The following is a 26,637-nucleotide window of genomic DNA, read 5'->3' on the forward strand; positions in this document are numbered from 1 at the left end:
GGCCGACCGGGGCCAAGCTGCGAAAACAGTCGTGGTTCTCGCGGATTTGTCGCTATCGCGCCGAGAAGTGCCGCCGCCACTGCGGTTTTCCGCGTTCCCGAGGGCGGAGATATCGTCCGTGTATCGGAAACCGCATACGTGCTGGCAACATCCCGCGGCCTTGACTGGCGGACATGACCTACCGCGAACCGGCACGCACCACCGGCCTTCGGGTCCGCTCGCTGGTTCCGGCGCCCGGGATCACCGTCTACGGCTGCGGGCCCGACGAAGCCGCCCTGGTCCGCGAGGCGGTGTCCCGCCTGGGGGTGACACCGACTGTCACCGCGGCGGCCCTGTCCGAGGACACCGTCGAACTCGCCGCCGGGAGCCGGTGCGTCAGCGTCAGCCACAAAACCCGGATCACCAACGCCACCCTGCGCGCACTCGGCGAGATCGGCGTCGAGTATCTCTCCACGCGCAGCATCGGGTGCAATCATCTCGACGTCGGATACGCCGAGAAAATCGGGATTTCGGTGGAAAACGTCGCGTACTCGCCGGACAGCGTCGCCGACTTCACGCTCATGCTGATGCTGATGGCGATCCGCAACGCTAAATCCCTCATCCGGCGGACCGACGCCCACGATTACCGGTTGAGCGATCGTCCCGGAAAAGAACTGCGAGACCTCACCGTGGGCGTCATCGGAACCGGCCGGATCGGCGCGGCGGTCATCGACCGGCTGCGGGGTTTCGGCGGGCAGAAGCTGGCTTACGACCTTCGCCCCCGGACGTCGGCCGATTACGTTTCCCTCGACGATTTGCTGCGGCAGAGCGACATCGTCACCCTGCACCCGCCGCTCACCCCGGAAACCCGGCATCTCCTGGACCGGCGGCGGATCGAGCAGATGAAACCCGGGGCGATCGTCGTCAACACCGGGCGCGGCGGATTGATCGACACCGAAGCGCTGGTGTCCGCGCTGGAAAGCGGCAGGCTGGGCGGCGCGGCCTTGGACGTCCTCGAAGGCGAGGAAGGGATGTTCTACTCCGACTGCCGCCGGAAACCGATCGAAAACACCGTACTGGCGCGGCTGCAGAAAATGCCGAACGTGCTGATCAGTCCGCACACCGCGTACTACACCGACCACGCACTGCGCGACGCGGTCGAAAACAGTCTCCTCAACTGCCTGAATTTCGAAAGCTGGACAAACCATGGTTAAGCTCAAGGTCGGCGTCGTCTTCGGCGGAATTTCCGAGGAACACCCCGTCTCGGTCAAATCCGCGCGCGAGGTCGCGAAGCACCTCGACCCGGAAAAGTACGAGCCGTACTGGATCGGGATCGCCAAGGACGGTTCCTGGAAGCTGTGCGACGGCCCCGGCGAAGCGTGGGAGGCCGGCGGCCGCCCGGCGATGCTGTCGCCGGACCGGAGCGTCCACGGGCTGCTGGTCGAGGGCCGGGGCGGATACGAACCGGTCCGGCTGGACGTGGTGCTGCCGGTGCTGCACGGCAAACTCGGCGAGGACGGCGCGATGCAGGGCCTGCTGGAGCTGTCCGGAATCCCGTACGCGGGCTGCGACGTGCAGAGTTCCGCGCTGTGCATGGACAAATCCCTCGCCTACCTGGTGGTCGACAGCGCGGGCATCGCCACGCCGAACTTCTGGGCCGGCCGGGCGGACGAGGACCTCGACGCGGGCAAGTTCGCCTACCCCGTCTTCGTGAAACCGGCCCGGTCCGGTTCGTCGTTCGGGGTCACCAAGGTCTCGCGCGAGGAGGACCTGCCGGCCGCGATCGCGGACGCGGCGCGGTTCGACTCCAAGGTGCTGATCGAGGAAGCGGTCGAAGGCAGCGAGGTCGGCTGCGCGGTCTTGGGCAACGGCGCGGACCTGATCGTCGGCGAACCGGACCAGATCCGGCTGTCGCACGGGTTCTTCAAGATCCACCAGGAGGACAACCCGGAAAGCGGCTCCGAGAACTCGACCATCCTCGTCCCCGCGGACATCTCGGCCGAGGCCCGCGCCCGGGTCCAGGCGACCGCGCGGACCATCTACCGCGCGCTGGGCTGCCGAGGACTCGCCCGCGTCGACCTGTTCCTGCTGGAAGACGGCACCGCCATGCTCAACGAGGTCAACACCTTCCCCGGGCTGACTTCCTACAGCCGCTATCCGCGGATGATGGCGGCGGCTGGGCTGTCGTTCCCCGAACTGCTCGACCGGATGGTGTCGCTCGCGTTGGCCGGGACGCCCCGATGAAGCCCGGGTTCGCCTACCTCGACGAGGCCGCGCCCGGGATCCGCTGGGACGCCAAGTACGCCACCTGGGACAACTTCACCGGCAAACCGGTCGACGGCTACCTGGCGAACCGGATCATCGGCACCGAAGCCTTGTGCGCCGCACTGCAAAGCGCGCAGGACAAGGCCGCGACGCTGGGCTTCGGCCTGCTGATCTGGGACGGCTACCGGCCGCAGCGCGCCGTGGACTGCTTCCTCCGCTGGGCGAAACAACCGGAGGACGGCCGGACAAAGCGTCAGCACTACCCGAACCTCAATCGCACGGAGATGTTCGAAAACGGTTACGTGGCAGCCAAATCCGGGCACACCCGTGGCAGCACAGTGGATTTGACGCTGTACTACCTGGACACCGGCGAACTCGTTCCCATGGGCGGCGGCTTCGACCTGATGGACGTCGTCTCCCACCACGGCGCGCCCGGCCTCCCCTCGGCCGAGGCAGCGAACCGGCAGCATCTCCGTTCCGTCATGGAGGACTGCGGTTTCGCCGCCTACGAAGCCGAGTGGTGGCACTACACGCTGAAGGACGAGCCCTACCCAGACACCTACTTCGATTTCCCCGTCGCCTAAATGGACGCTCAACCACCACGCGTCGTCGTCGCCGGAGGCCATTCAGCCGGGCACATCGAACCCGCGCTGAACTTCGCCGACGCACTGCGACAGCTGGCTCCCGCCGCCGAGATCACCGCGCTCGGCACCGTCCGCGGCCTGGACACGACGCTGATCCCGGCCCGCGGCTACCCGCTCGAACTCATCCCGCCGGTCCCGTTGCCGCGCAAGGCAACCCGGGCCCTGCTGCACACCCCGTCCCGGCTGCGCCAGGCGATCCGGGCCGCCGGGACGGTGCTCGACCGGGTCCGCGCGGACGTCGTAGTGGGCTTCGGCGGCTACGTCGCCGCCCCGGCCTACCTGGCCGCCCGCCAACGCCGGCTGCCGATCGTCGTCCACGAGGCGAACGTCCGGCCCGGCGCGGCCAATCGCCTGGCCGCGCTTTTGACCCCGCACGTGTACACCGCCTCCCCGGACGTCCGGTTGAAACACGGCACCGCGATCGGGATCCCGCTGCGTCCGGCGATCACCGGACTCGACCGTCCCGCAGCCCGCGAAGCAGCCCGCCGCCGGTTCGGCCTCCGCCCCGACGGTCCGGTGCTGCTGGTCACCGGCGGTTCGCAAGGCGCCAAATCGATCAACGCCGCCGCGTCCGGCGCGGCTGCCGCGCTGCTGGCGGCCGGGGTGCAAGTCCTGCACCTCACCGGCCCGCAGCACACCGTCGAAGCCGACGACCCGTCGTATGCGGTCCTGCCGTTCGTCGACGAAATGCAGTACGCCTACGCCGCGGCCGATTTCGCGCTCTGCCGTTCCGGCGCGATGACCTGCGCCGAGCTGGCCGCCGTCGGGCTCCCCGCCGCGTTCGTCCCGCTGCCCGACCGCGGCGGCGAACAACGCCTGAACGCCGGCCCGGTCGTCGCGGCCGGCGGCGCGCTGCTGGTCCACGACGCCGACCTCACCCCGGCCTGGATCGAATCCGCCCTGCTCCCGATCCTCGCCGACCCGGCCCGCATCACGGCGATGTCCGCCCGCGCCTCCGCGACCGGAGCACCCAACGCCGGAACCGTCCTAGCGCGCCACGTCCTGGCCATCGCCGAACGACATCGACCCGCCAGGTAGCCGCACCGTCACCCGAAGGCCGCCAGTCGCGCCCGGCGCCAGCGAAAGCGTCCCGTCGTGCGCCTGCGCGATGCTCTTCACGATCGCCAGGCCGAGCCCGACCCCCGCGTGGTCAGAGTGGTCCCGGCGGACCCGCTCGGTGCCGCGCTGGAACGGCTCGGTGAACGTCCAGATCCGCTCCGGGCTGACTTCCTCGCCGGTGTTTTCCACGACGAGCGTGCTCGACGTCGCGCTGGCGGTGGTGCGGACCCGCACGGTCCCGCCTTCCGGCAGGTTGTGCACGATGGCGTTGTGCAGCAGGTTCGTGGTCAGCTGCAGCAACAGCGCCCGAGACCCGCGCACGGCGGTGATGTCGCCCGAGGTCTCGATGGTCACGCCGTGCTTCTCGGCCAGCGGCAACAGCGTCTCGGCGGCTTCTTCCGCCAGCAGCGACAGGTCGACCGGCTCCCGGGTGAACGACCGCTGATCCGCGCGGCTGAGCAGCAGCAACGCTTCGGTGAGTTCGATCGCCCGGGCGTTCACGACGCGGAGCCGCTCGTGGAGTTCGCCGACGTCGCGGTCCGGATCGTCGCGGGCGACTTCGAGCAGGCTCTGCGTGATCGCCAGCGGGGTGCGCAGTTCGTGGGAGGCGTTGGCGGCGAATCTCCGCTGTTCGGCGACGTGCGCGTCGAGGCGGGCGAGCATGGCGTCGAAGCTGTCGGCGAGTTCGCGGAACTCGTCGTCGCGGCCTTCCAATTCGATCCGGTGCGCCAGCGACCCGGTCGCGGCCCGCCGGGTCGCGGCGGTGATCCGGTTCAGCGGGGCGAGCATGCGCCCGGCGAGGACCCAGCCGCCCAGCAGGCCGAAGACCAGCAGGAACAGCATCACGACGGCCGCGTCCGGCGCGAAGTCCTTGATCAGGTCGCGGCCGGACGGCGCCATCACCACCGGCATCACTTCCAGCGCCCGGTTCTGGTAGTCCAGCAGGAACACGGCCACCGCGCCGAGCAGCAGCGTCCCGGCGAGCAGGAGAAATCCGGCGTAGCTGAGGGTCAGTTTGAGCCGGACGCTCATCCCGGGCTCGCGGATCATCCGCCGTCCGATCCGTCGTCGATGCGGTAGCCGACCCCCGGCACGGTCGCGACCAGCCACGGTTCGCCGAGCCGTTTGCGCAGCGCCGAGACCGTGATGCGGACGGCGTTGGTGAACGGGTCCGCGTTCTCGTCCCAGGCCCGCTCGAGCAGTTCCTCGGCGCTGACCACCCCTCCCTCGGCCGCGACGAGCACCTCCAGCACGGCGAACTGCTTCCGGGTCAGCGCGACGTACCGGCCGTCCCGGTAGACCTCGCGGCGGAACGGGTCCAGCTTCAGCCCCGCGATTTCCCGCACCGGCGGCCGGTTGTACGCGCGCCTGCGGTCGAGCGCACGCAGCCGGAGCACCAGTTCCCGCATCTCGAACGGTTTGGTGAGGTAGTCGTCGGCCCCGAGTTCGAACCCGGAGACCTTGTCGTCGAGCCGGTCGGCGGCGGTCAGCATCAGGATCGGCATGCCGCTGCCGGACGCGACGACGCGTTTCGCGATCTCGTCGCCCGACGGACCGGGGATGTCCCGGTCCAGCACCGCCATGTCGTACGCGTTGACGCTCAGCATTTCCAGCGCGGTGTCGCCGTCCCCGGCGAGGTCGGCCGCGATCGCTTCCAGCCGCAACCCGTCCCGGATGGCCTCGGCCAGGTAGGGCTCGTCCTCGACGATCAGCACCCGCATGGGCTCGATGCTACGAGCAGGCGCGTATCGCTGGCATATTCGAAACCGCGTACGCGCTGGCAACACCGGTTCGCCTTGGCTGAACGCCATGACCCGCAGCGAATCAGCACGACGTCCGGCTCTCGCCGGCTTCCGGCGAACCGTCCGCCAGGTGCTTCGCCGTCGTGGCGCACTGAGCGAAGCGGACGGTGCCGTCCCCCACGGCACGACGGTGTTCGCCGAGATTCCGGCCGTGGCCAATCTCGACCCGGTGTTCCTGGAGGCGCTGCGCCGAGCGGCGAAGGACGCCGCCGAGGACGGCATCGAGTTCCGCGTCAACAGCGGCTGGCGTTCCCCGGAGTATCAGAATCAGCTTCGCCGCAAAGCGATCGCCAAGTACGGCTCGGAGCGGGAAGCCGCTCGCTGGGTAGCGACCGCGGACCGGTCCGCGCACGTCTTGGGGAACGCGATCGACCTCGGCCCCTCCGAAGCCACGGCCTGGCTTGCCGAACACGGTGCCGCGTATGGACTGTGCCAGATCTACCGGAACGAACCGTGGCATTACGAACTGCGGCCGGAAGCCGTTCTCCAGGGCTGTCCGCCGATGTACGCGGACCCTTCGCACGATCCGAGGCTGCGGGGGTGAGCCGGGCCGGAAAACCCGGTGACTTCCGTGATCGTCTTCGTGACAATCGCGGCCATGGAGGAGATCGAGATCATCGTCGCCCACCACGAGCGCGCGACCCTGCGCGTCGGCGACGTGTTCCTGAAGGTCGACACCGATCAGGCGCGCGCCGACGCCGAGGTCGCGGCGATGGCGCTGGCCCCGGTGCCGACTCCGGAAATCCTCTGGCGCAACCCGCCCGTGCTCGCGCTCGCCGCCCTGCCCGGACGCGAACTCGGCCGCCCCGGCAAGCCGTCGACCGCGTCGCCGGAGGCCTGGGCCGCCGCGGGCGCCGCCGCCCGGAAACTGCACGAGGCGCCGCTGCCGCCGTCGCCTGGCTGGGACCCCGACGAACTCGCCGAGAACGTCGACCGCGAATGCGCGCGGCTGATCGCGAACGACGTCCTCCCCGCCGACCTGGTCACCCGCAACCACAAGATCGCCAAGGCCGCGCTGCGCCCGTGGACCCCGGCGTTCACCCACGGCGACTTTCAGGTCGCGCACATCTTCGTCGAGAACGACGAGGTGACCGGCGTCCTCGACTGGTCCGAAGCCGCCCAGGGCGACGCGCTGTTCGACCTCGCCGCCCTGACGCTCGCCCACCAGGAACACCTCCCCGACGTCCTGGCCGGCTACGGTGCCGACGTCGACCTCGACGTCCTCCGGGCCTGGTGGTCGCTGCGCAGCCTGCGGGTCGTCCACTGGCTGGTCGGACACGGCTTCGACCCGGCGCCGGAGGTCGCGGTCTTGGAGGCCCAACTATTCTAGTACTAGAATAGCGAGGTGCCCGCCCTCACCGACGCCGAACTGACCGTCCTCGGCCTGCTTGTCGAGCAGCCCCGGCACGGCTACGAGCTGGAGCGGGTGATCGAAGACCGCGGCATCCGCGCGTGGACCGCGCTCGGCTTCTCCTCGATCTATTACATCCTCGACAAACTGGCCAAGCGCGGCCTGATCGAAACCACCGGCGCTCCCCGCTCCGGAAAATCGCGGGCGACCTTCCAAGCCACCCCGGCCGGCGTCGAACTCTGCGCGGACGCCACCCGCGAAGCACTCGCCGCACTCACGCCGGTCCACGCGCGCGTCCTCATCGCCATGGCCAACAGCCCGGTCCTGCCGGACGCGGAAGTGCGTTCCGGATTGACCGCGCGATTAGCCGCGGTCCGCGAACAACTCGCCGAAGTCCAGGCGACGCGCGCCCGCCAAGAACCCCTCCCCGACGCCGCGGCAGCGATCTTCGACTACAGCGAAGCGATGCTCACGGCCGACCTCACCTGGACCGAAACCGTCCTCGCCAAGGAGACCGCGATGGAGAAGTACGACGTCAAGAAGGCCCACCGCGCGCTGTACTCGCCGTCGTCCAAGGACTTCACCGTCGTGGACGTCCCCGCGCTGCAGTACCTCGCCGTCGACGGGCACGGAGACCCGAACACCGCGCCGGAGTACCAGAACGCCGTCGAAGCGCTGTACGGAATCGCGTACTCGATCAAGTTCGCCAGCAAGAAAAACCTCGGCCGGGACTTCGTCGTCGGACCTCTCGAAGGGCTGTGGCGAGCCGACGACCCGGCCGTCTTCGTTGCCCGGGACAAAGCGAAGTGGGACTGGACGATGCTGATCAATCAGCCGGACTGGGTCACCGAGGAGATGGTCCGGGAAGCCGCCGAAAGCGTCGCGAAGAAGAAGGACAATCCGGCGCTCGCCGAAGTCCGGCTGCGCACGTTGACCGAAGGCGCCAGCGTCCAGATTCTGCACCTCGGCTCATACGACGACGAAACGCCGACGCTGCACCGGCTCCACGACGAATATCTTCCCGAGCACGGCCTGACCTTCAACGGCGACCATCACGAGATTTATTTAAGCGACCCGCGCCGCACCGCGCCGGACAAGCTGAAGACCGTCCTGCGGCAGCCGGTCAAGCCTCTTGGAACACGATCTGCTCCGGCGGAATCGTGAGCTTCAAGGTCTGCCGCCGGACCGACAGGAGCGTGCTGAGTTCCGTGGCGTGCCCGTCGGGAATGGTGAAAAGCCGGTCGTCGCGGGTGTCGACGTAGTCCGCGAACCCGGCGAGCGAAACCCCGCCGGTCTCGTCCAGGCTCAGGTAATCGGCCAGCCGGCGGAACAGTTTCGGCAACAGCACCACCTGGTCGCGCAATTGAGCGCGGCTGGTCAGCCGGAACCCGCTGGTGGTCACGTCGTGCTCCCACACGCCCTTGCCCGCGGTGCGCGCCGCGACCGCCGCGTCGGCCATCGCCTGCCGGAGATCCGGGTACAGCTTGGAGTAGAACGTCGGATATGCCAGCCCGGTTTCGAGCAGACGGAAATTCGCCGACGCCTTCAGCGCTTTCGGATCAAGATGCACGGATCCGCCGTCCGTGGAACGCCCCGCGCGCTGCCCGGGAAACGCGAACGCGACCGCGCGGCCGTACTTGTCGGCGAACCGGGTCAGGATGTGCCCGCTCGTCTCCCCCGGCGTGCTGGTGGAAACGCGGCCGCCTTCGTCGCGCTCGACCTTCGTGAAACCGAGGTACCGCAACAGTTCCGCCCCGGCGGCGTCGGCCAGCTCCCGGGGCTGCCGCCACAACTCGGCCCCGGCGACCCGCGGCCGGTAATGCGTTTCGAGCGCGTCGATCCCGTCGAGGCGCAACTGCACCCCGCCGCGGGAATTCGTCCGCACCCTCAGGTGCGCGGCGGAAAACGCGTCGGCGCGATCGGGATAGAACCGCACCGAATCCCCGTCCGGCGAGGCCCCGACGACCCGGAATTGACCTTTGATCAATGTCAACGGCACGAGAACGACGGTAACCGCCGGACCGGCCGGCGGTTACCGTGTTTCCCGAGCCGTCACCGACCGGTCACTCGTGTTGTTACCACTTGTCACGCACCGGATTCCTCCGTGCGTGCGCGGTTACTGGCAGGCTTCGCAGTCCGGGTCGTCGATCCGGCAGGCGGCGCCGTCGACGAGCGGGAAGTCGAAGTCGTCCAGAACGGGAACGACCGAGGCGGACTCTTCTGGCGTGGTGGGAGCAGACATATCCGTTGTAGCGCTCAAGATCGCGGAACATTCCGTGACGCCCGCCACAGCTCAGGCCACCCAGTCCGGAAGAATCTTGTCCCCGTCGGCGGTCGCGCAGGCAGGCACCACGCCCGTCCGATACACCCGCGTGCTCCCCGGCGCGCACACGATCGCCACCATGCCGCTGCGCGCGTCCGCCCGCACCTGCCGCTCCGCGTCGGCGGGCAGCACCACCGTCTCCCCCTTCTCCACAGTCTCGACGACGCCGCTCACCGTGACCTCCGCACCGCCGTCGAGAATCGTCCACACCTGCTCGGTGTCGAACGTGTGCACCGGCCCGACCGCGCCGGGCGCCATCTCCACTCTCCAGACCGCCTGCTGGCTGCCGCCTTGCGTCGGCGACGCCAGCGTCGTCATCACCGCGTTGGACGTCTCCGTCCGACGGCTCTCCCGGATTACCGGCATGCTGCGCTCCCCGTTAAGGTAGACAATCAGGTTGTCCATATAGTCAACGAGGTTGTCTACCCATGTCAAGCGATCCGCCCGGATACGAGCTGCCGCTGCGCCTGCTGTTCGGCTTCCGCAGCCTGATCGACAGCCTGCACGCCGAACTGGCGAAGCAGGGTCACCCCGACGTGCGTCCGATGCACGGCTTCGTCTTCCAGGCGATCGGCCCGTCTGGCACGACCGCCGTGGAACTGGGCCGCACGCTCGGGGTCACGAAACAAGCCGCGGGCAAGACGATCGATACCTTGGAACGGCTCGGGTACGTCCACCGGGAACGCGACCCCGGCGACGGCCGCCGCATGCTGGTGCGGCTGACCGACCGGGGCCTGGACTGCCTGGCCGCCTCGGCCCGGATCTTCGACCGGCTGCGGGCCGAATGGGCGGAAACGCTGGGCGCCGGACGGCTTCGCGCGCTGGAGGACGACCTGCGGAAGGTCACCTCCCCGGAGTCCGCGCGCCTGGACCTGCCGGGGTGGTTCTCCGGCCACTGATCATCCGCGGTGCGCCCTCATCGGCGAAGACTGATCGGCGGCACCGTCGCCCCGCGCAGGGTTGGTGCGTCAATCGACACCGGTTGATATGCCAACCTCGGCAGCCGCTCCACCATCGTCTCCACCGACGCTTCCCCGTTCGTGCCGAAGAAGAACGCCCACTCATGCTCCGGCGACCCGAAGTAGACCGGCGCCGGGAAGACTTCCTCGAACCGCCGCCAGCACTTCACCAGCGTGGAGTTCCGCCACAACGTCGGGCATCCGCCCTGGTACGCCACTACTCCCCCGGGCGTCAGCAACGACCGGCACCGCGCCAGGAATTCCTTGCCGTACAACCGATTGTGCTGCGCGTCAACGTCGTCCTGCTCGTCCGGCAGATCCACCAGCACCACGTCGTACTTCTCGGCGCAAGCGTGGACGTACTCCCACCCATCGGCATAGTGCACCCCGACCGGCCCCTCGCCGCGCTCCGCCCGGGCCAGCTCAGCCGGCGTGTACCCGTAGGGAAGATGTTCCGCGCAAAGCCGGACCGCCTCGGCGTCGATGTCCACGTGGTCGACCGAAGCCCCCGCCTCGGCCGCGATCTGACATACCACGCCTTCGCTGGACCCGACCACCAGCACGCGGTCCACAGTGGACGCCAGCAGCAGTGCCGGGACCAGCAACGCCTCGTGATATACCAACTGGCTGAACTCGGTGCTTTGCCGCTCGTCGTCGCAGAACAGCGAAATCCCCTGCGCCGTTTTGCCGATCACCAGGTGCTGGTAGGCGGTCCGCGTGTCGACCAGCACGTCCGAAACGTGCCACTGCCGCAGCAACCCCGCGCCGACCGGTTCCTCGATGTTCAACTGTCTTCCTGTCCTCTGTGGATAGTGGTGACCCGGGAAACGCTCGCGCCGAGCAAATCCCGCAGCATCTGAACCGCCAGCTCCGGATCCGCCTTGCGCCCGCAGGTGAACACGTCCACGAACGCCGCCCCGCGCTCCGGATACGTGTGAATCGAAGCGTGCGACTCCGACAGCAACGCCATCGCCGTCACCCCGTGCGGTTCGAACTGCTTGTACGTCACTTCGCACACCGTCGCGCCGGCCTTGTCCAGCGCACGTTCCAGGCTCTCGCACAACACCGCCGGATCGTCGAGCAACTCCGCGGACATCCCGGAAAACTCGGCCAGCACGTGCCGGCCGGCGAATTCCCCGACCCCGCCGGCCTCCCCGCCGACGAAGTACGACCGCAACGGCGAAAACCCGTTGAACGACACCGAAGAATAACTTTGCGTATACGCGCCGGTGTCCGGAATGTCGACGTAATCCCCGGCCCGCAACGCCAACGGCAACCGATACGGCGTGCGCTGATAAAGCACGTCGTCCCCGTCGCAGGTCGGCCCCGCGACCACGACCGGCCCGTCCGGACCGCCGTCATGCGCGGTGACCAGCCGGTACGCGATCGCCTCGTTTTCTGTCTCGGCCAGCCCGCCGTACCGGCCGATGTCGAGGTACACCCAGCGTTTCTCGTCCGCCTCGGCTTTGCGCGAAACCAGCACCACCTCGCTGCGAATCACCCCCGCCGAGGCAACCACCGCCCGCCCCGGCTCGTACGACAACTCGGGCGCCACCGCGAAATGCCGCCCCACCGATTCGCGAATAACCGCCGCATACTCCGCCAACGGCGGCGGCTCGGTCCGATAGCCCACCGGAAACCCGCCGCCGATATTCAATCCCCGCAGGGAAACCCCGCGCTCCGCCACCGCACGCGTCACCTCACCCGCGGCCGCGATCCCGACTTCCCAAGCCCGCGGGTCGACATGCTGCGACCCCACGTGAAACGCGACCCCCTCCGGATCCAGCCCCAGCTCCGCGGCCCGCACGAGCAACTCGACCGCCATCGCGGGGTCGCATCCGAACTTGCGCCCGAACGGCGTCTGCGACCCAGGACTGTCCACGAGGATCCGGCACGAAACAGTCGCCCCCGGCGCGAACTCCGCGATCTTCTCCAGCTCCGCCAAGCTGTCAAAGGCAAACCGCCGAACCCCGGCCCGGTGGGCGAATTCGATGTCCCGTGCCTTCTTCACCGTGTTGCCATAGGACAGCAACTCCGGCCGCACCCCTTGCGCGAGACACAACTCGATCTCCTCGCGCCCCGCGACATCGAACCCCGCCCCAGCCTGCCGAAGGACCCGCACCACCTCCGGCGCCGGATTGGCCTTGACCGCGTAGTACATCCGCGCTTCCGGCAGCACCCGCCGGAGCCGCTCGCAATTCCCGCGCACGACGTCGAGGTCCACGACCAGACACGGCGTCGGCGGCTGCCGTTCCTCCAGGAACGCCTGGCAGCGCCCTAGCACCTGCGAGAACCCTTCAGTCACAACGCCCGAGTATAGGTGCCGGTTTCACCGCAGCAGCTCTGCCAGCCTCCGCCGCGCGAACCCTACGAACGGTACACAGTCCATTACCTGACAGTCCGCGCCGCCGATCTTCCCGCGCCGCACCCCGCCCGTCTCCTCGAATTCCGCCCCGACCTGAGGAAAGAAGCGCCCGTTGTCGTCCCCCACGTCGTCGGTCCGCACCCACACCCGCTCGCCGTCCACCAGGTACGGAAACCGCCGGACCTTCCGCCGATGACGCGGCACGAGCGATTCGGCGTAGTGCAGGAACGAGTTCCGGTCATGCCCGACCCCGAGCAGCACGATCAGCGCCTCCTCCCGATACAGCCACTCGAACGGAGACCCGGGCCCCACCGCATACGCCAGCGGCTGCCGACGCGTCCCCCGCCCCCACGTAGTCCGGAAACGGATCCGCCACCTGCGGCGTAAACGCAGGCACCACGACGGTCCCCGCAGCCCTCAACAACCCCCGAACCACCGCATCCGCGCCACCCTCAACTCTCCCCAACGCAGACAACGACGAATGCACAATCACCACCCCACCAGAAACCCCCAGCTCCCGAACCCCCGCACCCACCACATCCGCATCCACCACACCCACGACCGCCACCCTCCCACCCAACGCACCACAAACGACCACTCCACCCCCGCCCCTCGCCCCCGCCGCAGTTAGCACTGGCTCGGCGCTGTCAAGGGTGGACGCGCCAGCGGCCATCGCGCAGCGACGCCGAAGGCGCCCTTGATAGCGCCGAGCCAGTGCTAAACAATCAAAAGCGAGGGAGTCCCCTGAACCACAAGCAACCCACAACGCAACCCACAATCACCACGCAACCGGCAACCTCTGCACCCCGTAAATATTCTGCAACTCAGGCCGCAAACGCACCTCCCCGTCCACCCGCAACCGAGGAAACCTCCGTACCAACGCAGGCAACGCCACCGTCATCTCCACCCGCGCCAACTGCTGCCCCAGACACTGATGAATCCCATGCCCAAACCCGACATGCCCCACCGCCGACCGCCGCACGTCCAGCTCGTCCGGCCGTGCGAACTTCCGCGGATCCCGGTTGGCCGCCTGCACCGACAGCACCACCGTCTCCCCGGCCCGGATCACCTGCCCGCCGACCTCGACGTCCTCCAGCGCGGCCCGCACTCCGGTATGCGCGACGGACAGGTACCGCATCAGCTCCTCGACCGCCCCGCCGGCGGCCGCCGGTTCGTCCCGGACCACCGCCCACTGCTCGGGATGGCACAACAGCGCATAAGTCCCCAGCGCCAGCATGTTCGCCGTCGTGTCGAGCCCGGCCGCCAGCAGGAACGTCCCCAGCCCGGCCAGTTCCTCGTCGGTCAGATCGCTGCTGGTCAGGTCGCTGAAGAGGTCGTCCGTGGGCGTGGCCCGCTTAGCCGGCACCAGCGAAGCCACATACTCCTGCAGCTGTCCATAAGCAGTCATCCTCTCCTCTTCGGAAAGATCAACATCGCTGATCGCCGCCGCGTCGCCGAGAAAAGAAGCCCGATCCGAATAAGGCACCCCGAGCAATTCGCAAATCATCACCGCGGGCACCGGATACGCATAGGCCTCGAGAAGATCGACCCCGGGCCCGGTTTTCTCCATCGCGTCCAGGTACTCTTCCGCGACCTCGGCCACGCGATCGCTGAGCAACCGCATCCGCCGGACCGTGAACTTCCCCGTCAGCAGCTTCCGGAACCGCGTGTGCTCCGGCGCGTCGATCCCCGTCATGTCCCCGACCGGAGCCGGCGGCAGTTCCGGGTATTCCTCCATTCCGGGAAACGGATAGTGCCACAATTCGTACCGGTTGCTGAACCGCTGGTCCCCCAGAATCGCCCGGACCTCCGCGTGCCCGGTGGCCAGCCAGCCGACGTGGCCGTCCGGGAACGCCATCCGCGTCAGCGGGGCCCGCTCCCGCACCGCGGTCAGCGAAGGCGGCGGATCGAACGGGCAACCCGGCGCCCGCCCCGTCGGAACCCCTTGCACGATCTCCTCGTCCATCATCCCCCATACCCCTTTCAGCGCGCGTATTCGCGATTGAAAAGCTTCTTGGACCAGAGATAGCCGCCGATGCCCATGACGGCGCACCAGCCGAGCGCGAACCACAGGTGATTGCCGAGCGGCCGGTCGAGCAGCAGCGCGCGCAGGGTTTCGATGATCGGCGTGAACGGCTGGTATTCGGCGAACCACCGCAGCGCGCCCGGCATCGAATCGGCCGGCACGAATCCGCTGCCGAGGAAAGGCAGGAGCAGCAACGGCATCGGCGTGTTGCTGGCCGATTCGACGCTCTTGCTCACCTGTCCGAGCGCGACGCACAGCCACACCAGCGCGAGCGCCACCACCACGAGGAACCCGACCGCGGCGAACCACGAACCGACCCCGGCGGCGGGCCGGAACCCGACCAGCAACGCGACCCCGGTGACCACCACGAGCCCGAACAACGCTTGCAGCACACTGCCGAGCACGTGCCCGGTCAGCACCGAAACCCGCGCGATGTGCATGGTCCGGAACCGGGCGATGACCCCTTCGGTCAAGTCCATCGCCACCGAAATCGCCGTTCCCTGCACGGTGGCGGTAATGGTCATCAGCAGAATCGTCGGCGCGACGAAGTTGGCGTATTCGGCTCTGCCGCCGCCTGCCCCGCCTAGTCCGGCGCCTAGGGTGCCGCCGAAAACATAAACGAACAGCAGCAGGAACACCACCGGCATTCCGACGAGCATGATCGTCAGCGACGGATACCGGAGCATGTGCTTGAGGTTCCGGCGCAGCATGGTCAGCGAATCGCGCACCGGGTGGAAGCGCAGGTCCGGTCGGGCGAGAGCGGGGGCAGTCATCGGGAAGTCACCTTTTCGTCAGTCGAGTTGCCAGTGAGGGCAAGGAAAACGTCGTCGAGATCGGGAGTGTGCACGGACAGTTCGCCGACCTTCACCGACAACGCGTCGAGCTGGTCGATCAACGCCTTGAGCGACTGCAGACTGCCGTCGCTCGGCACGCGCAGCACCAGCGCGTCGTTCTGCCGCGACGACTCGCTCAGCGCACGCTGGGCGTCCACGAGGTCGGCCTCTTCTGCGAAACGCAATTGAACGTGCCCGCCCGGAATTTGCCGCTTCAGTTCTTCCGCGGTGCCTTCGGCGACAATCCGCCCGTGGTCGAGCACCGCGATCCGGTCGGCCAGTTCGTCGGCCTCTTCGAGGTATTGCGTAGTAAGGAAAATCGTGACCCCGCCGGACACCAGCTTGCGCACGATTTCCCACATCGCCCGGCGGCTGCGCGGGTCGAGGCCGGTGGTCGGCTCGTCGAGGAAAATCACCTGCGGGCTGCCGACCAGCGTCAGCGCGAGGTCGAGACGACGCCGCATGCCGCCGGAGTAGGTCGACACCGGTTTCTTGGCCGCTTCGACGAGATCGAACTGTTCGAGCAGTTCGTCCGTGCGCTGCCGCCGGGCGGTCCGGTCGAGGTGGTGCAGATCGGCCATCAGGAGCAGGTTTTCCTCGCCGGTCAGCAGATTGTCGACGGCGGAGAACTGCCCGGTGACGCCGATCGAGGCGCGCACCCCGTCCGCCTCCGCGGCCAGGTCGTATCCGGCGACCTGCGCCGCGCCGGCGTCGGCATTGATCAATGTGGACAGAATCTTCACCGTGGTGGTCTTGCCCGCGCCGTTCGCGCCGAGCAGCGAGAAGACCGTGCCGCGGGCGACGGTGAGGTCGATGCCGTCGAGCACGACGTGGTCCCCGAAGGATTTGCGGAGTCCGGTCGCGGCGATGGCAGGCCGGGAATGGTTGCTGGACATGGGTTTCTCCAAAACTGGGATCAGGAGCGGTGGATGACGATCTCGCCGAACGCGGTGTGCCCGCGGACCTCGACGGTCTCCTTGGACTCGCCCGGGCTGGCCGACGTCTCGAGCTGGTTGCGCACGTGGCCGAAGTTGGTCTTCACGTCGAGCCAGGCCGCGGTGCCCTCGGCGATCCCGATCCGCAGGTCGCCGATCGCGCTCTCGAGCAGGACCGAACCGCGGACGACCTCGCCGAGCCGGATGGCGCCGTTGGACGTTTTCGCGTCGACCCCGGCGCCGGCGTGTTCGACGGTGATGTCGCCGTTGGCCGCGCGCACCCGCACGTCACCGGCCGCGGACTCGATCGTGGTGTCCCCGTTGGAGTTCTTGACCACGGCGGTCCCGTCGACCGGGCCGAGCCGGACCTTGCCGGACGAGGTGGCGACCTCGGCGTCGCCCGCGACGCCCTCGACCGTGACATGGCCGACCGAGGTGTCGACGCGCAGCGGGCCGGTGCGGTCGAGGCTGACGTTCCCGGCGGCGGTCTTGAACCGGGACTGCCCGAGCTGTCCGGTGCTCTGGAACGCCCCCGCCTGCACCTCGGCGGAAATCCGCGAGCCGGTAGGCAGTTCGACCGTCACGTCGACCGAACGGGTCTTGCGGGAGAAGTCGAACGCCCGCATCTTCGGGCCGGTGATGTGCAGCGTGCCGTTGCTGTAGTCGACGCGGACCTGCTTGGCGGTCTTCACGTCGGAGGAGTCCGTCTCGTCGGTCGGGCGGACGTCGACGACCGTGTCGGCGCGGTCGCTCGCGGCGAACCGGACCTGGCCGACGCCGAGCTCGAGCGTGACGGAAATCGGGTCGGGCGTAGCGAATTCAGGCATGGTTGTCCCCACATCGGTATTGGGTGTGCCGTCTCCGCAGGTCAGAGACGGGTGAAGGAATTAGCGGAAAACGGGGCTACCGGACCCAGCCGGTAAAGCTCTGCTTGGAAAACGTGCCGCCGGGGGTCTCGAACCGCTGTTCGCGTTCGGGCCGCTGCTGCAGCGCCGCGGTGGCCGCCCGGACGAGCCAGGCGTTGACCGAACGGCCCTCCTTGGCGGCGGCCTCCTCGACCGCGGCCTTGAGCTGTTCGGGCAGCCGCACGTTGATCCGCGCGGACGGGCCGTCCTCGGAGAACAGCGGTTCGGCCTCCGCCGCCGGTTCGGCCGCGGGCGCGGCGGACTGAGCGGGTTCGGCGGGCGGCGCGGTCACGACGAAGTTCGGGTCGCGGCCGCGCAGGCGCAGTTCGACCGAGCCGGGCGCGAGGTCCCGGGTGATCTCGTCGACGGCGCCGGACAGGGTGTCCAGGAGGGTCATCCGGATCGCCGATTCGAGCGATCCGGTGAGCCGCTCGACCAGCGCGCGTCCCTCTTCGCCGCCGGCCTCGGCCAGCGTCGCGAATTCCCGCCCGAGGTTGCTTACGTACGTGGTCAAGTCCATGGCACCACTATGGCACACGCTTGGCACCATCACAAGCCATGGTGGCTCAGTTTGGCATCACTTCGGCACCGACTACAGTAAAAGGCCAGGTCATAGCGTGGTGCCACGGAGGAAATCCGGTGCCACGAGACGGCACCACTGCCGGTCTACTTGACCGCCTTCGCGACCGGCAGGTCGATTCCGGCCCGGAAATGCGGGCACTCGTCCAGCGGCCCGTCGTGCTGGCACCGCACGAGGTGCTGCAGGTACGACTGCGCGTCGAGCAGCCGCGTCACCTGCTCCTGGATCGCCTCGATCCGGGCGGCGACCGTGCTCCGCCAGTCGCCGGTCTGGCCGGGTGCGTTGAGCAGCACCGCGATGTCGTCGAGACTCAGGTGGCCGGTTTCGCGCCAGACGCGGATCAGCGCGATCCGGTAGAGCTGGTCCTGGTCGTAGAACCGCCAGCCGGAGCGGCGGTGCGGCTCGATCAGGCCGCAGCTCTCCCAGTAGTGCAGCGTCGACACCGGCACGTCGAAGCGCGCCGACACCTCGCCGATCGAGTACAGGTCCATACCTCATTGCACCGCACCTCGACCACCGGAAGCAAGGCTAGGCTAACCTATTCAACGGCGACGATGCGTTCGACGGCCGCGGTGATCAATTGCTCCCGCTCCGCCTCGGAGAAAACATCCGGCAGCGTCAGCTGTTCGACGATCAACCAGTTCAACGCGAGGATCAGCAGCTTGACCGCCGTGGCGTCGCCGGGCAGCCCGGAGGCTTCGTGGTACGCGACATTCGCGTCGACATCCGCGCGGACCCGCTCCGTCAGCACCTTGCGCAACTCCGGCCGCCGAGTGGCCTCGAGCCGGAGTTCCAGCAACGCGAGATATCCCGTGCGAAACGCCGCGACCCGGCTGACCAGCTCGCGCATCAACTGGGCGTACGACTCCCGATCGCCGCGCGCCGGCGGGATCGAGTCGTCGTCGGGCTGCAGCCGCTCGTACACCCGAGCACCGGCCTGGGTGAAAAGCTCGTCCCGGTTGGCGAAGTAGTTCGACGCGGTGCCCGCGGGCACGCCGGCCTCCCCGTCGACCGCGCGAAACGTCAGCCCGCGCGCCCCCTCGCGCGCCAGAACCTCGATCGCCGCGTCGACGAGCGCCGCCCGCCGCTGGTCGTTCCTCCGCACCATTTGACACCACTCCAGTTGTAGTTGTACGGTTCAAACTACTTCAACCATAGTACTACAGATGGAGTTACTAGATGCGCAAGCTCGTGTACTACGTCGCGGTCACCCTCGACGGCCGCATCGCCGGCCCCGCGGGCGAGTTCGACTTCTTCCCGCAGGGCGACGCCGAACAGACCGCCGCTTATATGGGATTCATGAACACGCTGTACCCGGAAACCGTCCCGACGGCCTTCCGCGCGGCTTTCGGTGTCGCGGACGTCCCGAACCGCCGGTTCGACACCGTCCTGATGGGCCGCGCGACCCACCAGCTCGACCCGGCCATCCCGAGTCCGTATGCCCACCTGCGGCAGTACGTCGTGTCGAGCACTCTGAAACCGGACCTCGACCCAGCGGTGACCGTCGTCCCCGGCGACCCGGTCGGCCTGGTGAGAGACCTGAAGAAGGAGGAAACCGGCAAAGACATCTGGCTGTGCGGCGGCGGCAAACTGGCCGGGGCGCTGCTGCCGGAAATCGACGAGATCGTGCTGAAGAGCTACCCGGTCGTGGCGGGCGCGGGAATCCCGATGGTGGAGGGCGGGTTCGATCCGACGGTGTTCTCGGTGGCGGAACGAACGGCCTTTCCCAATGGGGTGACGGCTACCCGGCTGGTGCGGAAGTAGCCGGGTGCCGCGTCGGGGCCCAGGCGCAGGAAGGCCATTCGGCTAGAACCGCCCCCCCCATAGCAATCGCGCCCCACGGAAACGGCCTCACCGAACCAGCGCCAGCCGCCCGGACGTCCGGGCTGAACCGGAGCCGGGTTGAGCGGAATCCCGCACCGCCGCGCCGCCTCTGGGAACGAATCCGGCTAACCACCCACCACGGCCGGGGCAAGCAGGAGCAATCGGGCCAGAACTAAGCCAAATCCCGCACCAACCGAGCCACCTCCGGGAACAGTTCCGCCGGGCCAGCCGCCGCGACGTAGGCGTCTGGGCGCAGCAGCACGAATCCCTCTCGCGAACCGCCCAGGCTGAAGTGGGTCACCGTGCCCGGCATCCGGGTCGCCAAGGCTGCGGCTCGGGTGGCGAGTTCGCTGTTCGGCGGGCCGAACGTCACGAGCTGGAACTGTCCGGCCAGGTCCCGGTCCGGTTTCGGCTGCCAGCGCGGGTCGCGGGTTCCGGGGCGCGGCCAGGAGCGCGCGGCGGCGAGTTTTCCGCTGCCGGGCAACGGGTTCGGGCATTCCGAACGCCATCCGGCCAGGGTGGGGGCGAATTTCCGTTCCAGCACCCCGCTCGACTGGGCCAGTCGCCAGGCCAGGTTGCGCACCTTGCGCGCGACCGGGCCGGCCACCGATTGCCGCGCCATCATGCCGGTCGCGCGGAGGGTTTGCTGGATCGCGGAGCGGCGTTCCGGGTCGTAGGTGTCGAGGATCGCCGGGGCGAGGCGGCCGTGGTGTACGCCCGCCAGTTTCCACGCCAGGTTGCGGCCGTCGGGGATGCCCAGGTTCAGGCCTTGCCCACCGATCGGGCTGTGCACGTGCGCGGCGTCGCCGACCAGGAAAACGCGGTCCGCGCGGAGGTTGGCGGCGATGCGTTCGTCGCTGGAGAAAGTCGTGATGGTCCGCAGCGACGCGACTTTCAGGCCGCCCGGGCCGCGTTCGTCCAGGAGGCGTTGTACTTGCGGTTCGTCCGGCTTCGCGCCGGGCGGAAGGGCGCCCGAGATCCGGAATTCGCCACCGGGCAGAGGTGCCAGCAGCAGGACGCCGGCGTCGCTGAGGAAGTAGTGGACCTCGTCGCGGCGGAGGTCGCCTTCGAGGGTTCCTTCGGCCAGCAGGAACGAGACCGGGATGTGCTCGCCGTCGAAGGCGATGTCGAGTTGGTTGCGCACTTCGCTACGGTGACCGTCGGCGCCGATCACCCAGTCGGCCTCGAATTCGCGGGCGGTGCCGTCGTCGGCGGTGGCCGCGACGAGCACCGATTCCGTCCCGGGCACGACTTTCGTCACGCGCACGCCTCGTTCGACGGTGCCGCCGAAGTCGTGCACGGCCTGTTCCAGCAACGCGGTCGTCTTCTCCTGCGGAAGCACGAGCGGCCGGTTGTCGTCGTTGAGCGCGACGCGCGCGCCCACGCCGGACGGCAGGTGGTAGTGCAACGCCGCCGGACCGAGCCCCTGCTCGCGCGCGCGATCGGCGACGCCGAGTTCGGTCAGCACCTCCAGCACTGGCGGCCACAACAGGATCGCGCGGGATCCGGCACCCGGTTCGGGCGCGGCGTCCACGACGGTCACCGGCACGTCGAGCCGCGCCAACTCCGCCGCGACCGCGAGCCCGCACGGCCCGGCTCCGATGACCAGGACTGTCGTTCGCTCAGTCATGACTTTTCCACCGCCAGCTTCTCCAACCATTCGTGTACCGCCTTCGCGGCGTCGTCGGCCGCGTTTTCGAGAATCGTGAAGTGATCCCCGGCCAGGTCCGTCGTCTGGTGCGGGGCAGGCCATTCCGCGCGGGGGCCCGTCGTGGCCCGGGCCAGGAGGACCGGGGCGTCGATCTCCGCCGGGGAGTACGTCCGCACCAGGTCGAGGTATGCGCCCATCGCGGTGAGCCGGGTGTCGTCGGCCAGGTCGGTTTCGGCCAGGCGGGTCGCCATTCCGTCCAGGACGCCGGACCACGCGGCCGGGTCCGGGCCGAGGACGAAGGTGTCGAGCAAGACCACCGCGAGCGGAGTTCGCTTGAGTGCGGCGGCTACGGCGTTGGCGAGGAGGCCGCCGGACGAGTAGCCGACCAGGACGAATGGTCCTTCGGTCTTCTCCACCTCTGCGGCCAGCGTTTCGACCAGGGTTTCGAGACTGTCCGGAAGCGCCTCCCCGGCTTGGAAACCCGGCAGCGAGAGTGCGGACACTGGTCTTTCGTCCCGCAGAGCCGCGGCGAAGCGGGCGAACTGGTGTGGTCCCGAGGTGGCCAGCACGGACGGGAGGCAGACCAGTTTCGGCGCCGTTCCGGACGTCGTGAGCGGGACGGTGGTGGATGCTCCCTCGTGCGGTTGGGCCGTGGGACGGAGTTTGGCCGCGGCGGTGAGGACATCCACGAACTCGGGAAGTTTGCCGGACTCCTGGGCTTGCTTCAGGAGAGTAGCCAGCGGACTGTAGACAGCCTGCGGTCCGCCGAATTCACCATTAAGTCGGTGGGCTAACGCAGCCGGGGTGGGGTGTTCGAGGAACGCGGATACTGGCACCCGCAAGCCGGTCGCGGCGTTGAGACGGTTGCGGAGGTCCACTGTGGTCAGTGAGTCGAAGCCGTGTTCCAGGAAGCGGCGGCCGGGGTCTACTGAGGCTGCCGAGGAATGGCCCAGTACGGCGGCGGCTTGGTCGCGGATCAGGTCGAGGAGGGCCTCGTGGCGTTCCTCGGCGGGCAGTGCGGCGAGGCGGTCGGCTAGGCCGGATTCGGTGGCCGCCGGGACAACGCGGGGGGCTAGGTCGGCGATCAGCGGACGGTCGCCGTTGGTGCGGTAGGCGTCGGCGAAGGTTGGCCAGTCCAAGTCGGCCAGCATGACGTGGGACTCGCTGAGAGAGAGCGCGGACATTGCCCGCGCCGGGTCGAGCAAGCGGATTCCCCTGCTGCCCAGGCGTTCGCGGCGTACGGTGTCGGCTTCCTCGCCGGTTGCCCACGGACCCCAGGCGATGGAGAACGTTCCGTCTTGTTCGGCTAGTGCGTCCAATGTGGCCGTGACGGCGGCGTAGACGCCTTGTCCGACACCGCCGAAAGTGCCGGAGATCGAGGAGAACAGGATCAGCGGGGCATTGGCCAGTTCGTGGAGATTTCGGGCACCGGCTACTCCGGACTCGAACATTTCCGGCGTCAAGTTCTCCAGTGCGCCTTCTTCCAGCGGAACGGCGGTGTGCACGATTGCGGAAAGTTCCTGTCCAGCAAGAAGGTCGGCGACTGCAGCGCGATCGGTGAGGTCGCATTCGACTACCGGCCCGTTGATCGAACCAGCGTGTCCTGGTTGGACAGTCCGGATCAGTTCCGCGGAAGTGTTGTCAGCGAGCCATCGGGCGACGTGAGCGCCCATCGGCGTATCGGCACCGGTGACGAGGACGGTTCCTTGCCACGACCAGGTTCCGACGCTCGGTGTTGCCCGGACCAGGCGGCGCGCGAGCAAGCCTGCGTTTCGTACCGCGATCTGGTCTTCGCCGGTGTCGCCGGACAGTGCGGCTGACCACAGCGCGGCGGTCGGTTCGTCGAGCGATTCCGGGAGGTCGATGACGCCGCCCCACAGGCCCGGGCGCTCCACCGCGATGGCTGCGGCGAGACCCCAGATCGCCGCCTGGCCAGGGTCTGGCGTCGTGCCGGCAGCCGAGACTGCGCCGGAGGTTGTCAGCCACAGCGGGACGTCGGTGTCGAGTGCGCGGACTAGCGCGAGCGTGTCTGCGAAATCGAGGAGGGAGATGATTCCCCGGATATCGGGCTGGTTCAGGAGGTCTCGGTCGAGCTTCGAGGCCCGGGTGAGGTTCGCGCCGCGGCGGGCGAGAGCGTCCAGGCAGTGGTCGGCCCAGGCATTGCCATCTGGTGCCACGGCGAGCCAGTGGCCGGAAAGCGTCGTGGTCGTCGGCTCCGGCATTGGCCGCCAGGTGATCCGGTAGCGCCAGGAGTCCTCAATGGACTTCTCCTGCCGGCGGCGGTGCCACGCGTTGAGCGCGGGCAGCACTTCGGAAAGCGATTCCTCGCCGACGTTCAGCGCACGCGACAACTCGCCTGCGTCGGCTCGTTCGACGGCGTCCCAGAAACCAGCCTCGACCGGATCCGCCGAAGTCGCCGGGCGAACTTCCGGCCAGTACGTTTCGTGCTGGAAGGCGTAGGTGGGCAGGGTGACGCGCCGTGGTTCCGCGCCTTCGAAAGCCGGGGCGAAATCCACCGGCAGGCCGTGCACTCGTGCGTCAGCGGCGGAAAGGAGGAAGCGCGGCAAGCCGCCCTCGTCGCGGCGGAGCGAGCCGACCGTCACGACCTCGACGCCAGCGTCCTCGCCGGTTTCCGTGATCGACGACGTGAGCACCGGATGTGGGCTGGCCTCGAGGAAGAACCGATGTCCGGCTGCGATGAGGGCGCGGATACCGCCGTCGAAGTTGACCATCTCGCGGACGTTGTCGTACCAGTATTCGGCGGTGAGTGATTCGGTCGGCACGAACTCGCCGGTTACTGTGGAGCAGAACGGGATTCCGCCCGGTCGCGGGGTGATGTCGGCGACCATCTTCAGGAATCGTTCGCGCAACGGTTCGAGTTTCGGAGAGTGCGAGGCCACTGTGGACACTGCCCGGGTGCGGATTCCGTCCGCGGTGCAGCCAGCCACGAACTCCTCTAACGGTGCGAGTTCTCCAACCACCGTAACCGCGTTCGGACTGTTGATGCCGCCGATGGTCAGCTGTCCAGCGAAGGCGGCGAGGCGTTGTTCCACTTGTGCAGCCGGTTCCCCGACAGCTACTACGGCACCGCGACCCTCCAATTCCTCGGCGAACAACCGGCTGCGCAGAACGACGATCTTCGCCGCGTCCGCAAGGGACAGCGCACCCGCGACACAAGCCGCGGCGACTTCGCCCTGACTGCTTCCGACAACAGCGGCCGGGGCAACGCCATAGGACTTCCACAGTTCCGCCAGCGAGACCATCACCGAGAACAGCACCGGCTGCACGACATCGATCCGCTTCAACAATGTTGCGTCGCGGATCGCTTCCCGCAGCGACCAGTCCACCAGTCCGGAAAGGACCTTCTCGCACTCCGCCATCGAACGCGCGAATGCGGGAGCCGAGTCCAGCAGACCAACCGCCATTCCTACCCATTCGGACCCTTGTCCGGGGAAGACGAACACCGCTTGCTCCACTGGCTGCGCAACACCGCGCACCAACGCTGGGTCTTCTTCCCCCGATGCCAACGCCCGCAGGGCGCGGCTGGCGGTAGCCCGGTCGTCGGCCACGACTGCTGCCCGATGTTCGAAGTCCGGCGAGCGCAGCAGTGACCAGCCGAGGTCGGCGAGTCGTTCCGGCCCCTCAACGAAGGGCAGCAAACGCTCGGCCTGCGCTCGTACTGCGGCCTCGGTGCGGCCGGAAACCAGCAGCGGGACAGCTGCGGCGAACTCGGGTGAGATGGCAACTGACTCAGGTTGATATTCCAGGATCACGTGCGCGTTGGTGCCGCTGATGCCGAACGCCGATACCCCAGCCCGGCGCGGCCGGTCCGAATCAGGCCACGGTCGCGGTTCCGTGAGCAGTTCGACGCCGCCTCGCGCGAAGTCGATTTTCGGAGACGGCTCGTCCACGTGCAACGTCTTGGGCAGAGTTCCGGCCCGGAGCGCCATGACCATTTTGATCACGCCCGCGACTCCCGCGGCCGCACCGGCATGGCCGAGGTTCGACTTGAGCGAGCCCAACCACAGTGGACGGTCGCCTGGCCGATTCCGGCCGTAGGTGGCGAGCAAGGCGTTGGCTTCAATGGGATCGCCGAGTTCGGTACCGGTGCCGTGTGCCTCGACCGCATCGACGTCGGACGCCGGAACCCCTGCATCGGCGAGTGCTTGACGGATCACGCGTTCCTGCGAAGGCCCGTTCGGTGCGGTGAGGCCGTTGCTCGCCCCGTCGGAATTGATCGCGCTGCCACGCACCACGGCTAACACTGGATGTCCGTGCCGTTCCGCCTCGGAAAGCCGTTCCAGGACAAGGATTCCAGCACCTTCCGACCAAGCGGTGCCGTCGGCGGCGGCAGCAAAGGCCTTGACTCGACCGTCTGGAGCCATCCCGCGTTGACGGCTCATCTCGACGTAACCGGCAGGAGTGCTCAGCACGGAAACCCCGCCAGCCAACGCGAGTGAGCATTCGTCGCGCCGCAGCGCGCGGCAGGCCAGGTGGAGCGCGACCAGCGACGAGGAACACGCAGTGTCCACCGTGAGCGACGGGCCTTCAAAGCCGTAAGTGTAAGAAAGCCGACCGGACAGCACGCTCCCCGCGTTGCCGGTCATCAGGTAACCGCCGAGGTCTTCGGTCGCTTGCGAGACGACCATGCTGTAGTCCGGCGCGCCGCTGCCGACGAACACTCCGGTCGCACTTCCCCGCAATGCGGCCAGATCGAAGCCGGTGCGTTCGAGCGCCTCCCAGGAAACTTCCAGCAGGAGACGCTGTTGCGGATCCATCGCCAGCGCCTCGCGCGGGGAGATTCCGAAGAACCCGGCATCGAAACCGCCTACTTCCGAAAGGAATCCGCCCTCGCGGACGTAGGTGGTGCCGACGTGGTCCGGGTCCGGGTGGAACAGTCCGTCCAGGTCCCAGCCGCGGTCGGCGGGGAAACCGGAGATCGCGTCGCGGCCCTCGTCGACCAGCTGCCACAAGTCTTCCGGAGACCGCACGCGGCCGGGATAGCGGCAGGCCATCGACACGACGGCAATGGGTTCCGTCGCCCGGTCCTGGATTTCCTTCAGCCGTTTCCGGGTGTCGTGCAGATCGACGGTGACCTTGCGCAGGTATTCGCGAAGCCGCTCGGCGTCACTCATG

Annotated in this window: 27 protein-coding genes and 1 pseudogene; 9 read left to right on the plus strand and 19 right to left on the minus strand. The window is 68.2% G+C overall.

Features of this window, described 5'->3' with window-relative positions; genetic code table 11:
- Positions 1-173 precede the first annotated feature (173 nt).
- The 4 genes from F9C12_RS16380 to F9C12_RS16395 are packed head-to-tail and all read left to right on the plus strand — an operon-like array spanning position 174 to position 3,926.
- A complete protein-coding gene (locus F9C12_RS16380) occupies positions 174-1,193 on the plus strand; it encodes a D-isomer specific 2-hydroxyacid dehydrogenase family protein (RefSeq protein ID WP_409466453.1) in 1,020 nt (339 codons plus the stop codon).
- Positions 1,186-2,223 (plus strand): D-alanine--(R)-lactate ligase, encoded by a 1,038-nt coding sequence (gene vanA, locus F9C12_RS16385; protein ID WP_409466454.1) that lies wholly within the window; start codon positions 1,186-1,188, stop codon positions 2,221-2,223. The genes F9C12_RS16380 and vanA overlap by 8 nt, the downstream gene beginning before the upstream one ends.
- A complete protein-coding gene (vanX, locus tag F9C12_RS16390; protein ID WP_409466455.1) occupies positions 2,220-2,828 on the plus strand; it encodes a D-Ala-D-Ala dipeptidase VanX in 609 nt (202 codons plus the stop codon). The genes vanA and vanX overlap by 4 nt, the downstream gene beginning before the upstream one ends.
- Positions 2,829-3,926 carry a UDP-N-acetylglucosamine--N-acetylmuramyl-(pentapeptide) pyrophosphoryl-undecaprenol N-acetylglucosamine transferase gene (locus tag F9C12_RS16395; protein WP_409466456.1) on the plus strand — a complete coding sequence of 366 codons (1,098 nt, stop codon included), beginning with the start codon at positions 2,829-2,831 and terminating at the stop codon, positions 3,924-3,926.
- Here the strand turns inward: F9C12_RS16395 and F9C12_RS16400 are convergent.
- On the minus strand, positions 3,876-4,997 hold the full coding sequence (locus F9C12_RS16400) for a sensor histidine kinase (protein WP_409466457.1): 1,122 nt from the start codon (positions 4,995-4,997) through the stop codon (positions 3,876-3,878). The two genes, F9C12_RS16395 and F9C12_RS16400, sit on opposite strands and share 51 nt — an antisense overlap.
- A complete protein-coding gene (locus F9C12_RS16405; RefSeq protein ID WP_409182836.1) occupies positions 4,994-5,668 on the minus strand; it encodes a response regulator transcription factor in 675 nt (224 codons plus the stop codon). Before F9C12_RS16405 ends, F9C12_RS16400 begins: the two co-directional genes overlap by 4 nt.
- Before the next feature lie 88 nt (positions 5,669-5,756).
- Between F9C12_RS16405 and F9C12_RS16410 the strand changes: the two genes are divergently transcribed.
- Genes F9C12_RS16410 through F9C12_RS16420 form a run of 3 tightly spaced genes read left to right on the plus strand, consistent with a single transcriptional unit; the run spans position 5,757 to position 8,264 of the window.
- On the plus strand, positions 5,757-6,293 hold the full coding sequence (locus tag F9C12_RS16410; RefSeq protein WP_409182837.1) for a M15 family metallopeptidase: 537 nt from the start codon (positions 5,757-5,759) through the stop codon (positions 6,291-6,293).
- An 18-nt stretch (positions 6,294-6,311) separates the two neighbouring features.
- Entirely contained in the window at positions 6,312-7,079 is a 768-nt protein-coding gene (locus F9C12_RS16415) for a phosphotransferase family protein (RefSeq protein ID WP_409466458.1), read from the plus strand.
- A gap of 15 nt (positions 7,080-7,094) precedes the next feature.
- The gene (locus tag F9C12_RS16420) at positions 7,095-8,264 is read left to right on the plus strand and encodes a GyrI-like domain-containing protein (protein WP_409466459.1); all 1,170 of its coding nucleotides are present in this window, start codon (positions 7,095-7,097) and stop codon (positions 8,262-8,264) included.
- Here F9C12_RS16420 and F9C12_RS16425 read toward each other — a convergent pair.
- The 3 genes from F9C12_RS16425 to F9C12_RS16435 all read right to left on the minus strand — a co-directional run bounded on the left by F9C12_RS16425 (position 8,224) and on the right by F9C12_RS16435 (position 9,789).
- Positions 8,224-9,099: a nuclease gene (locus tag F9C12_RS16425; RefSeq protein ID WP_409182840.1), complete on the minus strand. Its 876-nt coding sequence runs from the start codon at positions 9,097-9,099 to the stop codon at positions 8,224-8,226. The genes F9C12_RS16420 and F9C12_RS16425 overlap by 41 nt on opposite strands.
- A 117-nt stretch (positions 9,100-9,216) precedes the next feature.
- A complete protein-coding gene (locus F9C12_RS16430; RefSeq protein ID WP_409182841.1) occupies positions 9,217-9,342 on the minus strand; it encodes a hypothetical protein in 126 nt (41 codons plus the stop codon).
- A 51-nt stretch (positions 9,343-9,393) separates the two neighbouring features.
- On the minus strand, positions 9,394-9,789 hold the full coding sequence (locus tag F9C12_RS16435) for a cupin domain-containing protein (RefSeq protein WP_409466460.1): 396 nt from the start codon (positions 9,787-9,789) through the stop codon (positions 9,394-9,396).
- Positions 9,790-9,851: 62 nt separating this feature from the next.
- Here F9C12_RS16435 and F9C12_RS16440 point away from each other — a divergent pair, with 62 nt between their 5' ends.
- Positions 9,852-10,322, plus strand: coding sequence for a MarR family winged helix-turn-helix transcriptional regulator (locus F9C12_RS16440; protein ID WP_409466461.1), 471 nt, complete (start codon positions 9,852-9,854; stop codon positions 10,320-10,322).
- Positions 10,323-10,339: 17 nt separating this feature from the next.
- On the opposite strand, the gene F9C12_RS16445 is transcribed toward F9C12_RS16440, so the two are convergent.
- The 12 genes and pseudogenes from F9C12_RS16445 to F9C12_RS16500 form a co-directional block, all read right to left on the minus strand.
- Positions 10,340-11,170 (minus strand): spermidine synthase, encoded by an 831-nt coding sequence (locus F9C12_RS16445; protein WP_409466462.1) that lies wholly within the window; start codon positions 11,168-11,170, stop codon positions 10,340-10,342.
- On the minus strand, positions 11,167-11,478 hold the full coding sequence (gene speD / locus F9C12_RS16450; RefSeq protein ID WP_409467020.1) for an adenosylmethionine decarboxylase: 312 nt from the start codon (positions 11,476-11,478) through the stop codon (positions 11,167-11,169). Before speD ends, F9C12_RS16445 begins: the two co-directional genes overlap by 4 nt.
- A 189-nt stretch (positions 11,479-11,667) precedes the next feature.
- Positions 11,668-12,687, minus strand: a pseudogene (locus F9C12_RS16455) (type III PLP-dependent enzyme); the annotation flags it as partial.
- A gap of 24 nt (positions 12,688-12,711) precedes the next feature.
- Positions 12,712-13,059, minus strand: coding sequence for an AAC(3) family N-acetyltransferase (locus tag F9C12_RS16460; protein WP_409466463.1), 348 nt, complete (start codon positions 13,057-13,059; stop codon positions 12,712-12,714).
- Positions 12,986-13,420 (minus strand): AAC(3) family N-acetyltransferase, encoded by a 435-nt coding sequence (locus tag F9C12_RS16465; RefSeq protein WP_409466464.1) that lies wholly within the window; start codon positions 13,418-13,420, stop codon positions 12,986-12,988. The genes F9C12_RS16460 and F9C12_RS16465 overlap by 74 nt, the downstream gene beginning before the upstream one ends.
- 105 nt (positions 13,421-13,525) lie before the next feature.
- Complete coding sequence (locus F9C12_RS16470; RefSeq protein ID WP_409466465.1) at positions 13,526-14,716, minus strand: cytochrome P450; 1,191 nt, start codon at positions 14,714-14,716, stop codon at positions 13,526-13,528.
- A 14-nt stretch (positions 14,717-14,730) separates the two neighbouring features.
- Positions 14,731-15,546, minus strand: a complete 816-nt coding sequence (locus F9C12_RS16475) for an ABC transporter permease (protein ID WP_409466466.1) — start codon at positions 15,544-15,546, stop codon at positions 14,731-14,733.
- Entirely contained in the window at positions 15,543-16,502 is a 960-nt protein-coding gene (locus tag F9C12_RS16480; RefSeq protein ID WP_409466467.1) for an ATP-binding cassette domain-containing protein, read from the minus strand. Before F9C12_RS16480 ends, F9C12_RS16475 begins: the two co-directional genes overlap by 4 nt.
- A gap of 20 nt (positions 16,503-16,522) precedes the next feature.
- Positions 16,523-17,368 (minus strand): DUF4097 family beta strand repeat-containing protein, encoded by an 846-nt coding sequence (locus F9C12_RS16485; protein ID WP_409466468.1) that lies wholly within the window; start codon positions 17,366-17,368, stop codon positions 16,523-16,525.
- Between the two features lie 76 nt (positions 17,369-17,444).
- Positions 17,445-17,966, minus strand: coding sequence for a YlcI/YnfO family protein (locus F9C12_RS16490; RefSeq protein WP_409466469.1), 522 nt, complete (start codon positions 17,964-17,966; stop codon positions 17,445-17,447).
- A gap of 146 nt (positions 17,967-18,112) precedes the next feature.
- Positions 18,113-18,517, minus strand: a complete 405-nt coding sequence (locus F9C12_RS16495) for a MerR family transcriptional regulator (RefSeq protein ID WP_409466470.1) — start codon at positions 18,515-18,517, stop codon at positions 18,113-18,115.
- A gap of 47 nt (positions 18,518-18,564) precedes the next feature.
- Complete coding sequence (locus F9C12_RS16500) at positions 18,565-19,134, minus strand: TetR/AcrR family transcriptional regulator (RefSeq protein WP_409466471.1); 570 nt, start codon at positions 19,132-19,134, stop codon at positions 18,565-18,567.
- A 71-nt stretch (positions 19,135-19,205) separates the two neighbouring features.
- Here F9C12_RS16500 and F9C12_RS16505 point away from each other — a divergent pair, with 71 nt between their 5' ends.
- On the plus strand, positions 19,206-19,790 hold the full coding sequence (locus F9C12_RS16505) for a dihydrofolate reductase family protein (RefSeq protein ID WP_409466472.1): 585 nt from the start codon (positions 19,206-19,208) through the stop codon (positions 19,788-19,790).
- Between the two features lie 232 nt (positions 19,791-20,022).
- Here F9C12_RS16505 and F9C12_RS16510 read toward each other — a convergent pair whose 3' ends face one another.
- Together F9C12_RS16510 and F9C12_RS16515 are read right to left on the minus strand one after the other, a co-directional pair.
- Positions 20,023-21,480, minus strand: a complete 1,458-nt coding sequence (locus F9C12_RS16510; RefSeq protein ID WP_409466473.1) for an FAD-dependent oxidoreductase — start codon at positions 21,478-21,480, stop codon at positions 20,023-20,025.
- A complete protein-coding gene (locus F9C12_RS16515) occupies positions 21,477-26,636 on the minus strand; it encodes a type I polyketide synthase (protein ID WP_409466474.1) in 5,160 nt (1,719 codons plus the stop codon). The genes F9C12_RS16510 and F9C12_RS16515 overlap by 4 nt, the downstream gene beginning before the upstream one ends.
- Position 26,637: the final 1 nt, after the last annotated feature.

The sequence above is a fragment of the Amycolatopsis sp. GA6-003 genome (assembly GCF_046267895.1).
Classification (GTDB): Bacteria; Actinomycetota; Actinomycetes; order Mycobacteriales; family Pseudonocardiaceae; genus Amycolatopsis.

Coding starts and splice junctions, on each gene's coding strand:
- F9C12_RS16380 (WP_409466453.1), top strand. CDS start 174: ATGACCTACCGCGAACCGGCACGCACCACCGGCCTTCGGGTCCGCTCG.
- vanA (WP_409466454.1), top strand. CDS start 1,186: ATGGTTAAGCTCAAGGTCGGCGTCGTCTTCGGCGGAATTTCCGAGGAA.
- vanX (WP_409466455.1), top strand. CDS start 2,220: ATGAAGCCCGGGTTCGCCTACCTCGACGAGGCCGCGCCCGGGATCCGC.
- F9C12_RS16395 (WP_409466456.1), top strand. CDS start 2,829: ATGGACGCTCAACCACCACGCGTCGTCGTCGCCGGAGGCCATTCAGCC.
- F9C12_RS16400 (WP_409466457.1), bottom strand. CDS start 4,997: ATGATCCGCGAGCCCGGGATGAGCGTCCGGCTCAAACTGACCCTCAGC.
- F9C12_RS16405 (WP_409182836.1), bottom strand. CDS start 5,668: ATGCGGGTGCTGATCGTCGAGGACGAGCCCTACCTGGCCGAGGCCATC.
- F9C12_RS16410 (WP_409182837.1), top strand. CDS start 5,757: ATGACCCGCAGCGAATCAGCACGACGTCCGGCTCTCGCCGGCTTCCGG.
- F9C12_RS16430 (WP_409182841.1), bottom strand. CDS start 9,342: ATGTCTGCTCCCACCACGCCAGAAGAGTCCGCCTCGGTCGTTCCCGTT.
- F9C12_RS16435 (WP_409466460.1), bottom strand. CDS start 9,789: ATGCCGGTAATCCGGGAGAGCCGTCGGACGGAGACGTCCAACGCGGTG.
- F9C12_RS16440 (WP_409466461.1), top strand. CDS start 9,852: ATGTCAAGCGATCCGCCCGGATACGAGCTGCCGCTGCGCCTGCTGTTC.
- speD (WP_409467020.1), bottom strand. CDS start 11,478: ATGTCCGCGGAGTTGCTCGACGATCCGGCGGTGTTGTGCGAGAGCCTG.
- F9C12_RS16465 (WP_409466464.1), bottom strand. CDS start 13,420: ATGGCCGCTGGCGCGTCCACCCTTGACAGCGCCGAGCCAGTGCTAACT.
- F9C12_RS16470 (WP_409466465.1), bottom strand. CDS start 14,716: ATGATGGACGAGGAGATCGTGCAAGGGGTTCCGACGGGGCGGGCGCCG.
- F9C12_RS16475 (WP_409466466.1), bottom strand. CDS start 15,546: ATGACTGCCCCCGCTCTCGCCCGACCGGACCTGCGCTTCCACCCGGTG.
- F9C12_RS16480 (WP_409466467.1), bottom strand. CDS start 16,502: ATGTCCAGCAACCATTCCCGGCCTGCCATCGCCGCGACCGGACTCCGC.
- F9C12_RS16485 (WP_409466468.1), bottom strand. CDS start 17,368: ATGCCTGAATTCGCTACGCCCGACCCGATTTCCGTCACGCTCGAGCTC.
- F9C12_RS16490 (WP_409466469.1), bottom strand. CDS start 17,966: ATGGACTTGACCACGTACGTAAGCAACCTCGGGCGGGAATTCGCGACG.
- F9C12_RS16495 (WP_409466470.1), bottom strand. CDS start 18,517: ATGGACCTGTACTCGATCGGCGAGGTGTCGGCGCGCTTCGACGTGCCG.
- F9C12_RS16500 (WP_409466471.1), bottom strand. CDS start 19,134: ATGGTGCGGAGGAACGACCAGCGGCGGGCGGCGCTCGTCGACGCGGCG.
- F9C12_RS16505 (WP_409466472.1), top strand. CDS start 19,206: ATGCGCAAGCTCGTGTACTACGTCGCGGTCACCCTCGACGGCCGCATC.
- F9C12_RS16510 (WP_409466473.1), bottom strand. CDS start 21,480: ATGACTGAGCGAACGACAGTCCTGGTCATCGGAGCCGGGCCGTGCGGG.
- F9C12_RS16515 (WP_409466474.1), bottom strand. CDS start 26,636: ATGAGTGACGCCGAGCGGCTTCGCGAATACCTGCGCAAGGTCACCGTC.